The following is a 15,213-nucleotide window of genomic DNA, read 5'->3' as shown; positions in this document are numbered from 1 at the left end:
TAAATAATTAATAATGATTATACTGTTCCGGTAAAAAGTGTCCGGTTCACAATGCTGCGTCCCAGAGTTACTTCATCGGCATATTCAAGTTCATCGCCAACAGATATACCACGGGCAATTACACTTAGTTTCACGCCCAGCTTATCCAACTTGCGATAGATGTAGAAGTTGGTAGTATCACCCTCCATCGTGGTACTTAAAGCCAGAATGACCTCTTTGATTCCACCTTCAGTTACCCGCTGCACCAGACTTTCAATCTGAAGATCACTCGGTCCGACTCCATCCATTGGAGAGATAACTCCTCCCAAGACATGATAAAGTCCGCGATACTGCTGGGTTGCTTCCACTGCCATTACATCACGAATATTTTCCACCACACAGACAGTGGAAGCATCCCGTTGCGGATTGGCACAAATCTGGCAAGTTTCAGTATCGGATATATTATGACATACTTTGCAATACTTCACCTCACGTTTCAAAGTAATGATAGAATTCCCGAAAGCTTCCACAGTAGCCGTATCCTGACGGAGCAGATGCAGGACAAGCCTCATGGCTGTCTTACGCCCGATACCCGGAAGTTTGGAAAATTCGCCGACTGCCTTTTCAAGCAGTATAGAAGGATATTGTTGATTCATAGATAATAATTGCTGTTCTATCGATAAAACCTTGCAAAGATACAGATTATTGTTTTTAATACCTACAAAAATTACTACCTTTGCATCTGTTATGATGATACTTGTCACTATTATTTGCTACTTTGCGGCATTACTACTAATAGCCCGTATCACCGGACGCAGGGGCGGATCGAATGCAGCGTTCTTCAAGGGAGAGAACCAATCACCTTGGTATATAGTCTCTTTCGGAATGATTGGCGCCTCTATCTCCGGAGTCACTTTTGTCTCTGTACCGGGAATGGTGCGCGGAATGGATATGACTTACATGCAAACGGTACTCGGATTTTTTTTCGGGTACATGGTTGTGGCTCACGTCTTACTCCCTTTATATTATAAACTAAATCTGACAAGCATCTACGGGTATATCGGCAACCGTATCGGATTGCGTGCTTATCGCACAAGCTCTTTTTTCTTTCTATTATCGCGCATGCTGGGAACCGCAGCCAAACTTTATCTGGTCTGCCTCATTCTACATACTTATGTATTTCAAGAAATGCATGTCCCTTTTTGGCTGATTGCTGTCGGCTCTGTTACACTGGTTTGGATATATACTCATAAAAGCGGAATAAAGACCATCGTGTGGACAGATACCTTACAAACATGTTGCCTGATTGCCGCCCTGATCTTTATCATCTATTTTACGATCCAAAGATTAGACCTTGACTTTAACAGTATTGTCCAAACAATCCAAAGTAGTGAACATAGCCGTATTTTTGTATTTAACGACTGGGTATCGCGGCAAAACTTCTTCAAACAGTTTTTCAGCGGTATCTTCATCGTTATCGTGATGACCGGACTGGATCAGGATATGATGCAAAAAAATCTTTCTTGCCGGAACCTTCGGGAAGCACAAAAAAACATGTATTGCTACGGCTTCTCATTCATCCCACTAAATTTCCTTTTTCTATGTCTGGGAATTCTATTGATAGCACTAGCAGGACAAATGCAGCTCGAGCTACCGGCAATGAATGATGATATACTACCCATGTTTGCAGCACAAGGTTATCTAGGTCAACCCGTATTAATACTCTTCACAATCGGTATTATCGCAGCAGCTTTCAGTAACTCGGACTCCGCTCTGACAGCAATGACAACCAGCGTATGTGTAGACCTGCTGAATACGGAAAAAGACACAGAAGAAGTGGCACGTCGCAAAAGGGATAAGGTACATTTACTGCTATCAATCTTATTGGCATTCTTCATTTGCCTGGTAGAAATGCTCAATAACAAAAGTGTAATTGACGCTATATATATCATCGCCTCCTACACGTACGGTCCCCTACTCGGAATGTTTGCCTTCGGACTCTTTACCCGAAGACAAACAAATGACCGATGGGTCCCTCTGATAGCCATCCTTTCACCACTACTCTGTTATCTTGCCGACTGGTGGATTGGAAAAGAAACCGGATATAAATTTGGTTATGAATTGCTAATGTTAAATGGAACGCTTACCTTTGCGGGCTTAATGTTTATGTCTAAAAAGGAGCTACAAAGAAATAAATGACAAGAAGATGGAAATAACAAGTGCTGAATTTGTGATTAGCAATACGGACGTGAAGAAATGCCCGGCCGGAATTTTCCCGGAATATGCCTTTATAGGCCGTTCAAATGTGGGAAAATCAAGTCTTATCAATATGCTGACTAACCGTAAAGGACTGGCTATGACTTCCGCCACTCCGGGAAAAACAATGTTAATCAACCACTTCTTTATCAATAAGAACTGGTACCTCGTTGACCTTCCTGGATATGGCTATGCCCGACGCGGACAAAAAGGAAAAGACCAGATACGTACCATAATCGAAGATTATATCCTGGAACGGGAGCAAATGACCAATCTTTTCGTCCTGATAGACAGTCGGCTGGAACCTCAAAAAATAGACCTGGAATTTATGGAATGGCTGGGCGAGAACGGTATCCCTTTCTCCATCATCTTCACCAAAGCCGACAAACTCAAAGGTGGACGCTTAAAAATGAATATCAATGCCTACTTACGTGAGTTGAGTAAGCAATGGGAAGAACTCCCTCCTCACTTCATTTCTTCCTCGGAAGACCGTTTGGGGCGTACAGACATACTCAACTACATCGAAAACATAAACAAGAATCTCAACACTAAATGAAAAAAAAGAATGAAAATGAAAAAGAGTTTTTTATCGATTGCCTTAATGGCAGTATTTATGCTAATGGCGACTAACAGCCAAGCACAATCATGGTCAGACTTATTGAATAAGGACAACATCTCAAAGGTAGTGAATGCCATAACTGGAAATACCGAGTCTATCGATATGACCGGAACATGGAACTACAAAGGTTCGGCTGTAGAATTCGAATCGGACAACTTGCTGATGAAAGCAGGAGGAGCAGCCGCAGCTACTATGGCTGAAAGCAAACTGAATGAGCAATTAAGCAAAATAGGTATTAAAGACGGTCAGATGAGCTTCACCTTCAATGCCGACAGCACTTTCACCAGCACAGTGGGTAAGAAAACATTGAAAGGAACTTATTCTTACAATGCTTCAACCAAACAAGTAGACCTGAAATATCTGAAACTGCTGAATCTGCATGCAAAAGTGAATTGCAGCTCCAGTTCACTGGAATTACTGTTCAACTCGGACAAGCTACTGAAACTGATGACTTTCATCGGCAGCAAAAGCAACAGTACCGCACTGAAAACAGTTAGTTCACTCGCTGAAAATTACGACGGAATGATGCTGGGATTCCAACTCTCAAAATAGCAAAAGAGAACCGTTTAATACTATTTCGCACTCTATAAAGTATATTTTAGGGGAAAAAGCATTATCTTTGGCATTCGTAATCAAAAAGAGAAGGAAAAATGAAAAAGATACTTTTTTTAATGACCCTGTTAGTAATGGGTGTAAGCTTTGCATTTGCGCAAACAAATGCAGATATCAAGTTTGACAAAACAACTCACGATTTCGGTAAGTTTTCTGAAAACAGTCCGGTTGTCAGTTGCACATTTACCTTTACTAATATCGGTGATGCTCCTTTGGTAATCCATCAAGCTGTAGCCTCATGCGGATGTACAGTACCCGAATATACAAAAGAGCCCATCATGCCGGGCAAAAAGGGAACAATCAAGGTGACTTATAACGGAACAGGCAAATATCCGGGACATTTCAAAAAATCAATCACCTTGCGTACCAATGCCAAAACAGAGATGGTAAGATTGTATATCGAGGGCGATATGACAGCAAAAGATGCAAAGTAGGAAAAAATAGACTATTACATAAAGGAGAATCTTTCGGTTCTCTTTTTTTTTTGTTTACTTTGAGGACGGAAATGTAAATTGACACATTAGCAAATTATAAAAACTATGAAACAAGAAGAAGACAAATTCACCGGGTTACCCGAGAATGCGTTCAGAGAGTTGAAACCCGGGGAAGTGTACAACCCGTTGATGGGTCCCTCAAAAAATTATCCGGAAGTTAATATCTGGTCAGTTGCATGGGGCATTGCCATGGCAATCCTTTTTTCAGCCGCCGCTGCCTATCTGGGGTTGAAGGTCGGACAAGTATTTGAAGCCGCTATTCCGATTGCCATCATTGCCGTAGGAGTTTCCGGAGCCGCAAAAAGAAAAAATGCGCTGGGAGAAAATGTAATTATCCAGTCTATCGGAGCTTGCTCCGGTGTCATTGTTGCCGGAGCGATCTTTACCCTCCCCGCTCTTTATATTCTTCAAGCCAAATATCCAGAAATGACGGTTACTTTCATGCAGGTATTCATCAGCTCCTTACTGGGTGGCGTATTGGGTATCCTGTTCCTGATTCCTTTCCGAAAATACTTTGTTAGTGATATGCATGGAAAATATCCTTTTCCGGAAGCAACAGCCACTACACAAGTGCTGATCTCCGGAGAAAAAGGGGGCAGTCAGGCTAAACCATTGTTGATGGCAGGTATGATCGGTGGACTATATGACTTCATCGTAGCTACCTTCGGATGGTGGAACGAGAACTTTACCACCCGTGTTTGCAGTGCCGGAGAAATGCTCGCAGAAAAAGCGAAGTTAGTATTCAAAGTAAATACCGGTGCTGCTGTACTCGGTTTGGGATATATCGTCGGACTGAAATATGCTTCCATCATTTGTGCCGGTTCATTGGCTGTATGGTGGATTATCATTCCGGGAATGTCTGCTATCTGGGGAGACAGTGTATTGAATGCCTGGAACCCGGAAATTACATCTACCGTAGGAATGATGAGTCCGGAAGAGATATTCAAATATTATGCCAAGAGCATCGGTATCGGTGGTATCGCTATGGCAGGTGTGATTGGTATTATCCGTTCCTGGAGTATCATCAAAAGTGCTGTCGGACTAGCTGCTAAAGAGATGGGTGGTAAAGGAAATGTAGAGAAAAGCATTATCCGTACGCAGCGGGATCTTTCAATGAAGATTATCGCTATCGGTTCGATCATCACATTGATACTAATCGTATTATTCTTCTACCTCGACGTTATGCAAGGGAATCTGTTGCATACGTTGGTAGCTATCGTTTTAGTTGCAGGCATCTCTTTCCTGTTTACTACAGTAGCCGCTAATGCCATTGCCATTGTAGGTACTAACCCGGTTTCGGGAATGACATTGATGACACTGATTTTGGCCTCCGTAGTAATGGTAGCTGTCGGTCTGAAAGGTCCTTCGGGTATGGTTGCCGCATTGGTGATGGGTGGTGTGGTATGTACTGCACTGTCAATGGCAGGAGGTTTCATCACCGACTTGAAGATTGGGTACTGGCTCGGAAGTACACCCGCCAAACAGGAAACATGGAAGTTTCTGGGAACGATCGTATCAGCTGCAACAGTGGGTGGTGTAATGATTATCTTGAATAAGACATACGGATTTACAAGTGGTGCACTGGCTGCTCCACAAGCCAATGCAATGGCAGCCGTTATCGAACCGTTGATGAGTGGTGTAGGCGCACCCTGGTTGTTATACGGCATCGGTGCTGTCTTAGCGATTATTCTGACTCTTTGTAAAATTCCTGCATTAGCTTTCGCGCTGGGTATGTTTATTCCATTGGAACTGAACGTGCCGTTGGTAGTGGGTGGAGCTGTTAATTGGTTTGTGACCACCCGTAGCAAAGACGCAACCCTGAATACGGAAAGAGGGGAAAAAGGAACCTTGTTGGCATCCGGTTTCATTGCCGGAGGTGCATTGATGGGAGTGATCAGTGCTGCAATGCGCTTTGGCGGAATCAATCTGGTCAATGAAGCATGGTTGAACAATACTTGGTCTGAAGTGTTGGCATTAGGAGCATATGCATTATTGATTCTTTACTTTATAAAGGCTTCAATGAAAGTTAAATAATTAATTATGAGGAGACTCTTATCCATCATAGTATCGCTTATAACTGCAATAACATTTGCACAACAGCCCGTCGAGCTACCTTTGTGGCCCGACGGTGCTCCCAACTCCAGTGGGTTAACCGGAGAAGAGCAGGAAGTACGTCCTCATTTTGTCACAAATGTCACATACCCCACTATGACAGTCTACCATCCGGAAAAACCAAATGGGATGGCCATTATCATGTGTCCCGGAGGCGGTTATCGTGGACTCGGTATGGATGGAGAAGGGTATGATATGGCCCCTTGGTTTTGCGGACAAGGTATCACCTATATTGTATTAAAATACCGGATGCCGAACGGACATAGCGAAGTCCCCATATCAGACGCTGAACAAGCAATTCGCATGGTACGGCAACATGCCAAGGAATGGAATGTCAATCCTCATAAGGTAGGAATAATGGGAGCCTCTGCAGGGGGACATTTAGCTTCTACAATCGCCACTCATTATAATTCGGAAACACGTCCGGATTTTCAGATATTGCTTTATCCGGTGGTCACGATGATGCAAGTCACCCGGGGAAATACAAGAGAGGCATTGCTCGGAAAGAATCCCACGATGGAACAGATACAGAAATTCTCGGCCGAACTGCAAGTAACTCCCGATACTCCTCAAGCATTTATAGCTCTTACCTCCGACGATCCTTCCGTACCGCCTTACCATGGAGTAAACTATTACCTTGCTTTACAAAAAAATAAAGTTCCGGCCACTCTCCACATCTATCCTACCGGAGGACATGGCTGGGGATTTCAGGACAGTTTTAAGTATAAGCAACAATGGACACAAGAATTAGAGAAATGGTTGCGCGACGGTGTTGTATTCCCGGAAGATTCGGAACCTATGTTACGGATCGGGAAATCTTACCTGGGAACCAAATATGTGGCCAACACATTAGACCAAGACGAAAAAGAAACGCTAGTGATTCGGACTGATGCGGTAGATTGCCTCACTTTTGTAGAATATACACTTGCACAGGCACTCGGCTCTTCCTTTGCTGACAATCTGCAGAAAATACGCTATCGGGATGGCATCATCAACGGATATCCTTCCCGGTTGCATTACACTTCTGAATGGATTGAAAACGGCGTTCGCCACGGATTCCTCACAGATATTACTGCCAAGAACAGTCTACATACAAATAAATTAGCTCTTTCATATATGTCCGCTCACCCCTGGCAATACAAAAAAATGGCTGATTCGCCGGAAAATGTACTACAAATGGCCGAACATGAAAAAGCTATTTCCGGAAAAGTGGTACATTGGCTGCCGAAAAACGAATTGCCGGAAGCCGGATTGCCTTGGATTATGAATGGAGATATTATTGCTATTACAACGAAAATGTCCGGATTGGATATAGCTCATGTGGGAATAGCAGCATATAGACATGGAAAACTACATCTGCTACACGCTTCTTCTACATTGGGAAAAGTAGTTGTCAGCGATGAACCTCTCAATCACATGCTAAACAACAATAAATCATGGACAGGCATACGTGTTGTCCGGATGTCTCACTCTAAAAATAACTGATTATGAAACGAGTAAAACATTTCCTTCTCGTCTCGTGCTTATTCCCCACTTTGCTGGGAGCACAAGAAATGGCAAACGCCTACTTTCTGGAACTTACTCCGGACGCCCAATCGGCAGGTATGGCAGGTACAGGATTAGCTACCACCGATAACGGTAGTACAGCTATCTTTCATAATGCTTCTACCATCGCCTTCTCACAGGAAGTGATGGGGGCGAGTTATTCATACGCCAATATCAACAAAGACTATGCGCTACATAGTGCCTCCCTTTTCTATCGGATCGGCAGGGAAGGCATACATGGATTTGCTATAGGTTTCCGGCATTTCAAAGATCCCAAAGTATTTGATTACCGTCCGCATATATGGGATCTGGAAGCTGCCTATTTCAGAAATGTAGCCAAGAATCTATCTATGTCATTAACGTTCAGATACCTGCAAGCCAAAGCCGCAGAAGGTGCAGACACCAAGAATAGTGTTTGCCTGGACTTCGGTGCGACTTACTATCGCAGCATGGCTCTGTTGGACGAAATGGCTTCCTGGAGCATTGGTTTCCAAGCTGCCAACTTAGGCAAAAAACTGGATGGACAGAAATTACCTGCCAAATTAGGCTTAGGAGGTACGATCGACCTGCCATTCAGTATAGAAAATCGTTTGCAGGTTGCGCTCGACTTTAATTACCTGCTTCCTTCTGAAATCCGTCATTTACAGGCCGGTATAGGAGCCGAATATAATTTCCTGAAATATGGTGTTGTCCGTGCAGGATACCATTTTGGAGACAAAGACAAAGGAATAGGTAACTACGGCACTTTAGGCTGCGGAATCAACTTCTGGCCGATACGTGCAGACTTCTCTTATGCCTTGGCTGACAAGGATTGCTTTATGCACCGCACTTGGCAGCTGGGAGTTGGAATAGTTTTCTAAGCTCATCTTCGAGGCGTTGCTTCACTTCGTCCATCGGCACATCGTGCTTTAATTCCTGACGAAGAGAAGTGACGCCTTTATCTATAAACCCGCAAGGGTGGATATAGCTGAAATAACGCAAATCCGTATTCACATTCAAAGCCAGTCCGTGCATAGTGACAAAGTGACTGCTCCTCACTCCGATAGCACAAATCTTACGTGCACGGGGCGTATCACCCTCCAGCCACACTCCTGTCGCTTTCTCTAAACGTCCGGCTTCAATGCCATAAGAAGCACATACACGAATCACCGCTTCTTCCAACAGATGGACGTATTCTTTCAATCCTAACTGAAATTCTTCAAGATTCAGTATCGGATAGCATACCAGTTGTCCGGGGCCATGATAGGTAATATCCCCTCCCCGATCAATATGATAAAGAGTAGCGTCAATAGCTTTCAGCTGTTCACCACTCAACAGCATATTATTTTCTTTCCCGCTACGCCCTAATGTATAAACATGGGGATGCTCGCACATTACGACACGATTTTCATAACTCCCGCCCTGAACTTTTGCCCGGACAATCTCATCAAACCATTCTGTCTGCCGTTGCCATGCTTCGGCATATGGGATAAAATTCCAATCAATAAAAACTGTTTTCATGAAAACAAAGGTAAGAAATAAAAAGAAAATGTGTACATTTGTTGGCCTAATATAACAAACACAACTATGAAAATGGACTTTCCACAGGTAGACTTGCCTACCGAAGTATTAGCATGGACGAATGTTACGGAAGACATTCTCAATATTTATAAGCAATCGTGCCGGTTGCAGGCATGTATTGTTGCCATCTGTACCGAAGGTTCGATGAAAGCCTCCATCAATCTGCTTGATTATGAAATTCGTCCTAATGACCTGATAACATTGTTACCGGGAACAATCATCCAGTTCCGGGAGAGAACAGAAAAAGTATGTCTTTGCTTTGCCGGCTTCTCTGCCCATTGTGCCGGACGAATCAATCTGATGAAGAATATCGGTAATGCATATCCCAAACTGATAGAGCAACCGGTGGTTCCTCTTAATGAAGAAGTAGCCAGTTATCTGAAAGACTATTTTGCTCTATTATCACGGGCCAGTTGCAATGAGAACTTCGAAATGGATTCCGAATTGGTTGAGTTATCCCTTCAGACTATCCTGACAAGCATACGACTGATATATCATAAATTTCCGGGTGAGAACAGCAGCTCAAACCGCAAAAAGGAAATCTGCCGGGAATTGATTCAAGCCATCACCGAGAATTATAAGAATGAACGTCGTGCACAATTCTACGCAGACAAACTGGGAATCTCGCTTCAGCATCTAAGCACAACCGTGAGACAAGTGACAGGTAAAAGTGTATTGGATACCATTGCTTATATTGTAATCATGGATGCCAAAGCGAAACTGAAAGGCACTAATATGACTATCCAAGAAATAGCTTATTCTCTAAATTTCCCCAGTGCCTCATTCTTTGGTAAATATTTTAGGCGGTACGTAGGAATGACGCCATTGGAATTCAGAAACAGATAATTCCTATGAAGAGCGATAGAGGATAAAATTATAAACAACGAATTGCAAAAAAACGAACGGTGAATAAATTGCGCATGATCCGCAAAGTATTCACCGTTTATTATTTACTTACAGTTTGTTTTCTTTTTACAGTCGCTTACTCATTTTCTTCCCAAGCTCAATGAATTGAGCACTACACTCACACTGGAGAAGGCCATTGCAGCACTTGCCAACATCGGATTCAATAACAACTCATTCAATGGAAATAAGATACCGGCAGCAATAGGAATCCCGATCAGATTATAAATAAACGCCCAGAAAAGATTCTGATGAATCAGTTTGACCGTCTGCTTTGACAGCTGAAAAGCTTTAGGAAGCAGCAATAAATCCGATGTCATCAAGGTTACCATAGCTACGTCCATAGCAATATCAGTTCCTTTCCCCATGGCAATGCTAACGTCAGCCAGTGCCAGAGCCTGCGAATCATTGATACCATCTCCTACCATAGCGACTTTCTTTCCCTGCATTTGAAGCTCACGCACAAATTCGGCCTTATCGTCCGGCAGAGCGTCAGCAACAAAACGTTCAATTCCTAAACGGGAAGAAACAGCTAATGCCGTCCGCTGCCCGTCACCCGTCAACATACAGATGTCAATACCTTGACGTTTCAGTTCTTTTACCGCTTCGGCAGAAGTAGCCTTTATCGGGTCAGAAACAGCAATGATAGCCAATAACTCGTTTTCGCGTCCAAAGTAGATAATACCATTGCCATCCGATTCATAGCGAACCAGCATTTCAGCCATCACATCATTTACTGTCGCACTGAAATCTTTTAGGAGTTTATGACTACCTACCCAGTAGGTATGTCCTTCATAAGAAACTTTGATTCCTTTTCCCGTAATACTTTCGAAACTATCCAACGTAGCAGGTTTTATTTTCTCTTCATCCTGAAGTGCAGAAACGATAGCACCGGCAAGCGGATGCTCCGATTTCATTTCTGCGGCTAAAAGCACATCTTTGAAATGAGGTTCCTGCGATTGTGCCCATAACCATCCGGTAGCAGTAGGGTGTCCTTCAGTCAATGTCCCGGTTTTATCCAGTACAACGACATCCACTTTACGCATTTGTTCCAAAGCTACTGCATCTTTAATCAGAATATGCTGGCTGGCAGCTTTACCTATTCCCACCATCAATGCAGTAGGCGTAGCAAGTCCCAAAGCACACGGACAAGCAATGACAAGAACAGAAACAGCCGACAGAATACCATAAGAGATATATTCACTACCACCGATGGCAACCCATAAAACAAATGTCAGGATGGCAATACCCAATACGACAGGTACGAAAATTCCAGTAATACGGTCGACGATACGTTGCACGGGAGCTTTGCTACCCTGTGCTTCCTGCACCATGGAAATGATGCGGGCAAGCACCGTTTCACTACCTACCTGTGTGGCGTGTATGATAAATGAGCCACGCTGGTTGATCGTTCCTGCCAAGACTTTATCGCCTTTCTTCTTTTCTACCGGAACCGGTTCACCACTAATCATGCTTTCGTCAACATACGAATCGCCTTCGGAGAGTTGACCGTCCACAGGTATCTGTTCTCCCGGACGTACAACAACCATATCACCTATCTGGAGGTTCTCGATCAAAATCTCCTCTTCCACTCCATTGCGCAGAACCCGGGCAACTTTAGGCTGCATTCCCATCAACTTGCGAATAGCAGTCGAGGTATTGCCTTTAGCACGCTCCTCCATCAATTTTCCGGTAAGAACGAAAGCGATAATCACTGCAGAAGCCTCATAATAGACGTGCGGTTCCAATCCGCGAGCATACCAAAATTCGGGGAAAAAAGTATTGAACAGACTGAACAGAAAAGCAATGGAAGTACTAAGTGCAACCAGTGTATCCATATTGCTCCGTCCCAGTTTAGCCTGTTTCCAAGCCCCGGTAAAGAAACCACCTCCAAAAAAGACCATGACAGGGATAGCAAGTAGCATTTGAATCTCATTAGAGTATGGTACATGCATCAGTATCATGGAAAATACCAACAACGGTACTACCAAAATCCAAGCCCCAATCACTTTCCACTTCAAACGAGTGTAACGCATCTGCTGCTCCTCTTCCCGGCGTTCCTCTTTGTGGGCTTCTTCCACAATCAGATCATAACCTGCCGCAAGCACAGCCGCACGGATTTCTCCGGGAGTCAGCTGGTCTTTCTCATAAGAAACGGTCAATGTATTGGTAGCAAAATTAACGGAAGCCTCAATGACTCCCGGCAATTTTTTCACTGTTTTTTCTACATTATTGGCACATCCTGCACAATGCATATTAAGCACAGGAAATGCCTTTTTTATTGTGTTACCCATATAATTATTATTTATGGTCTTCCCTTCCTCCCGGAAAGAAGTCGGGGAAGAACCATTGTTTGTTTATAGAAACAAGCTAATACAGGTATTTGTTCAATTACTTCTTATCAGTCTTCTGATCGTCTTTCTTTGTTTCTTTTACAAATTCAGCTTCATAATTAAACTTGTTAAATCCTGCTTGCAAGTTCTTTACATTCGTTTTTTCAGCATCATATGTGATAGTCACCAATTTAGTTTTTACTTCGGTCGCAATATCCTTCAATCCTTTTTCAAAACGCATATTGTCTTTTACTTTCTTTTCGCATTTCTCACAATGCATCTGGGACACTTTAAATACGACTACACGAATATCTTTTGCCAATACAGCTGCTACACTCAAAAGAGCCACCACGCAAGTGGCCATCCATCTTTTTGTTTTCATTTTTCCTATCAGTTTAAAATTAGTATTCTTTATTTTCTATGCGATCGTTTCGCTACTCACTATTCTTCTGTTTTTACTCACTATTCCTAGCTAAATTAAAACGTATTCCGATATATCCTTTTGCCCCGTGTACCGGTCCCCATATCATCGTGGAATCAAAGTTGCTTCCCCAAGGATTTGCCGCATCGATAATCGGATTCTTTTGTTTGAAATTGGTCAGGTTCTCGCCTCCTACATAGATAGACCAGCGGCGGAAGTAACGTGTCACCTGTAAGCTCAACTGCTCAAAACTACCATAACGGCGTTCCCAAGACAACTGTCCATCTCCCAATTCATAAGGAGTAGGCATCCTACCTCCACCATTCAGTTGCAGTGTTGCATCAAACTGCCAAATTCCCAGCGGAGTCTGGTAGGAAGCAGTGAGCAAGCCTTTGTATTTGCTGGTTAGAGGTTTCTCCATTCGCACTCCCTTGTAAGTCGTTTTTGCATCCGTGAGTCGGTAAGCTCCTGTCAAGGTAAATCCTTTAAAGAAAGGATAACTTGCTTCCACCTGAAATACATGCGAGTAAGAACGTCCATCCAAATTATAGAAAGCCACTTCATGAGGGTTGCTATCCATATCCACTATTACTTGTTTCAAGAAATCCGTGTAATAGTATTCCGCATTTACATTCAGCGTCTTGCCGAATATAGGAATATAAGTAGATACACTAGCACCGTAATTCCATGCTTCTTCCATATCCAGATTCTTAGCTATTTCTACCCTACGACTACTGGAAAGCAGATAATTGTTTTCTGCCAGCACATGATTGGTACGATACCCTTTTCCGGCAGAAAGACGGAAGTTCACATAATCATTCGGATTGTATTTAAGATGTGCACGCGGAGTCACAAAGAAACCATGTTCGTTACTGTAGTCTCCACGCAAACCCGCCATCACCATCCATTTATCATTCAGGTTCAACGTATATTGCACGTATGCACCGGGAACAGCTTCCTTTTCAAAAGCTTTGAGAGGATTATCCGTATTATTCTCCAAACGATAATGCTGGTCGTAAGCGTCATAATTGAAGCTTAATCCTGCGGAAAAACTGTTCTGCGGATTAAATTCCGTTTCAAACATTAGCGAAGCATAAACGTTGGTTTGATCCACATTATACAGTTTGCGCCCATACGTAGCATCCTGATTGTGCAAAGTAGCGGAAAGAATCAATGCCAGATTCGTATTCTTCTCCTTATTAAATATGTAAGCATTCTTGGTGAAGAATTCATAACGTTCCGTATCAATCCCCACTTTATATAAATCACCGGAGTGTATTGCCCCTCCATGATTGGCTTGTCCGCTGGTACGTGTTTCGGAAAGAGCTTTGATACCTGCCTGAAAAACATAATGGTCGCCCATATATGCCCATCGGTTCCACACGTTATACTGCTCTACTTGAGGAATATCCACAAATCCGTCATCATTACCATCATGTGCCTTAGTCTCATTTTCATAATGCGCCAGCAGAGAAGTGCTCCACCGTTTGGAAAGTTTCAATGTAGCATCTGCATTGGCTTCATACCGGTTGGTAGTGCTTGCAAAAAGATTGGCAGATACCCAGTCGGCTTCCGGCAACTGCGGCTTCTTAAATTCCACGTTAATCTGTCCCGTGATGGCTTCATAACCATTCTTTACTGAAGATGTTCCTTTGGAAACTTGTATACTCTGCATCCACGGACCCGGGACATACCCTAGTCCATAAGGAGAAGCCGCCCCACGATAATTCGGAATATTTTCCGTCAACATCTGCACATAAGTGCCGGACAGTCCCAACAATTTAATCTGCTTGGCCCCTGTTGCTGCATCAGAATAGCTCACATCTACCGAAGGATTGGTCACAAAACTTTCACCCAGATTACAACAAGCAGCTCTACTCAGTTCAGCACTGCTTATCATATCTTCGTTCATCACGCTACTGCGTAATTTCATCGTTCCTAATTTGCGAGTGACAATATTCACCTCATTCAATTCCACTCCATCACGAAGCACAATATCCAACTGCTGATTTTTACTGCTCACATGAATGGTATCATTCTGGAAACCAATAAAACTGATTATTAACATGTGGCTTTTGGAAGGTTTTACAATAGAAAAACTACCATCTTCCTTAGTTGTCACTCCTTGTCCTGTATTCATCCAAAACACATTTGCACCCGGAATAGCCTCCCCAGCACTATCTTTCACTGTTCCCCGTACTTGCGCATATATATTACCGGCAAATAACAGGAACAGCCCTATTATCATATATTTCATTCTTTCTAAAGTTACTTTCGAGATACAAAATTAATTCATTTCTCATGCAACTTAGTTGCATTCAGTTTTGCTTTACTTTCATATTCAATAGAAAGCAAAGGAATAAATAAGAAAGAAATAGT

General features: G+C 43.0%; 13 protein-coding genes. 8 read left to right on the top strand and 5 right to left on the bottom strand.

Annotated features, from left to right (window positions below):
- Positions 1 to 17: 17 nt before the first annotated feature.
- On the bottom strand, positions 18 to 635 hold the full coding sequence (gene recR / locus NXV01_RS15915; RefSeq protein WP_195649733.1) for a recombination mediator RecR: 618 nt from the start codon (positions 633 to 635) through the stop codon (positions 18 to 20).
- A 91-nt stretch (positions 636 to 726) separates the two neighbouring features.
- Here recR and NXV01_RS15910 point away from each other — a divergent pair, with 91 nt between their 5' ends.
- The 7 genes from NXV01_RS15910 to NXV01_RS15880 all read left to right on the top strand — a co-directional run bounded on the left by NXV01_RS15910 (position 727) and on the right by NXV01_RS15880 (position 8,477).
- On the top strand, positions 727 to 2,178 hold the full coding sequence (locus tag NXV01_RS15910; RefSeq protein WP_259022851.1) for a sodium:solute symporter: 1,452 nt from the start codon (positions 727 to 729) through the stop codon (positions 2,176 to 2,178).
- Between the two features lie 7 nt (positions 2,179 to 2,185).
- A complete protein-coding gene (yihA, locus tag NXV01_RS15905) occupies positions 2,186 to 2,791 on the top strand; it encodes a ribosome biogenesis GTP-binding protein YihA/YsxC (protein ID WP_148367218.1) in 606 nt (201 codons plus the stop codon).
- A gap of 15 nt (positions 2,792 to 2,806) precedes the next feature.
- The gene (locus tag NXV01_RS15900) at positions 2,807 to 3,406 is read left to right on the top strand and encodes a DUF4923 family protein (protein WP_148367220.1); all 600 of its coding nucleotides are present in this window, start codon (positions 2,807 to 2,809) and stop codon (positions 3,404 to 3,406) included.
- A 98-nt stretch (positions 3,407 to 3,504) separates the two neighbouring features.
- The gene (locus NXV01_RS15895; protein WP_004300420.1) at positions 3,505 to 3,900 is read left to right on the top strand and encodes a DUF1573 domain-containing protein; all 396 of its coding nucleotides are present in this window, start codon (positions 3,505 to 3,507) and stop codon (positions 3,898 to 3,900) included.
- 105 nt (positions 3,901 to 4,005) lie between these two features.
- Positions 4,006 to 5,994, top strand: coding sequence for an OPT family oligopeptide transporter (locus NXV01_RS15890; protein WP_195358041.1), 1,989 nt, complete (start codon positions 4,006 to 4,008; stop codon positions 5,992 to 5,994).
- A gap of 6 nt (positions 5,995 to 6,000) precedes the next feature.
- Complete coding sequence (locus tag NXV01_RS15885; protein WP_148367222.1) at positions 6,001 to 7,557, top strand: N-acetylmuramoyl-L-alanine amidase-like domain-containing protein; 1,557 nt, start codon at positions 6,001 to 6,003, stop codon at positions 7,555 to 7,557.
- Positions 7,558 to 7,559: 2 nt separating this feature from the next.
- Positions 7,560 to 8,477 carry a PorV/PorQ family protein gene (locus NXV01_RS15880; protein WP_259022850.1) on the top strand — a complete coding sequence of 306 codons (918 nt, stop codon included), beginning with the start codon at positions 7,560 to 7,562 and terminating at the stop codon, positions 8,475 to 8,477.
- On the opposite strand, the gene lipB is transcribed toward NXV01_RS15880, so the two are convergent.
- Positions 8,434 to 9,117 carry a lipoyl(octanoyl) transferase LipB gene (lipB, locus tag NXV01_RS15875; RefSeq protein ID WP_074557218.1) on the bottom strand — a complete coding sequence of 228 codons (684 nt, stop codon included), beginning with the start codon at positions 9,115 to 9,117 and terminating at the stop codon, positions 8,434 to 8,436. The genes NXV01_RS15880 and lipB overlap by 44 nt on opposite strands.
- Positions 9,118 to 9,183: 66 nt before the next feature.
- Between lipB and NXV01_RS15870 the strand changes: the two genes are divergently transcribed.
- The gene (locus NXV01_RS15870) at positions 9,184 to 10,023 is read left to right on the top strand and encodes a helix-turn-helix domain-containing protein (RefSeq protein ID WP_074636520.1); all 840 of its coding nucleotides are present in this window, start codon (positions 9,184 to 9,186) and stop codon (positions 10,021 to 10,023) included.
- A 140-nt stretch (positions 10,024 to 10,163) separates the two neighbouring features.
- On the opposite strand, the gene NXV01_RS15865 is transcribed toward NXV01_RS15870, so the two are convergent.
- From NXV01_RS15865 to NXV01_RS15855, 3 genes are all read right to left on the bottom strand, one after another.
- Positions 10,164 to 12,374, bottom strand: a complete 2,211-nt coding sequence (locus tag NXV01_RS15865) for a heavy metal translocating P-type ATPase (protein ID WP_148367229.1) — start codon at positions 12,372 to 12,374, stop codon at positions 10,164 to 10,166.
- A gap of 97 nt (positions 12,375 to 12,471) precedes the next feature.
- Complete coding sequence (locus NXV01_RS15860; protein WP_074557212.1) at positions 12,472 to 12,795, bottom strand: heavy-metal-associated domain-containing protein; 324 nt, start codon at positions 12,793 to 12,795, stop codon at positions 12,472 to 12,474.
- 73 nt (positions 12,796 to 12,868) lie between these two features.
- Complete coding sequence (locus NXV01_RS15855) at positions 12,869 to 15,091, bottom strand: TonB-dependent receptor (protein ID WP_195649738.1); 2,223 nt, start codon at positions 15,089 to 15,091, stop codon at positions 12,869 to 12,871.
- Positions 15,092 to 15,213: the final 122 nt, after the last annotated feature.

The organism is Bacteroides sp. BFG-606 (genome assembly GCF_024788145.1).
Taxonomy (GTDB): Bacteria; Bacteroidota; Bacteroidia; order Bacteroidales; family Bacteroidaceae; genus Bacteroides; species Bacteroides vicugnae.
This window is presented reverse-complemented; position numbering and strand designations above follow the sequence as displayed.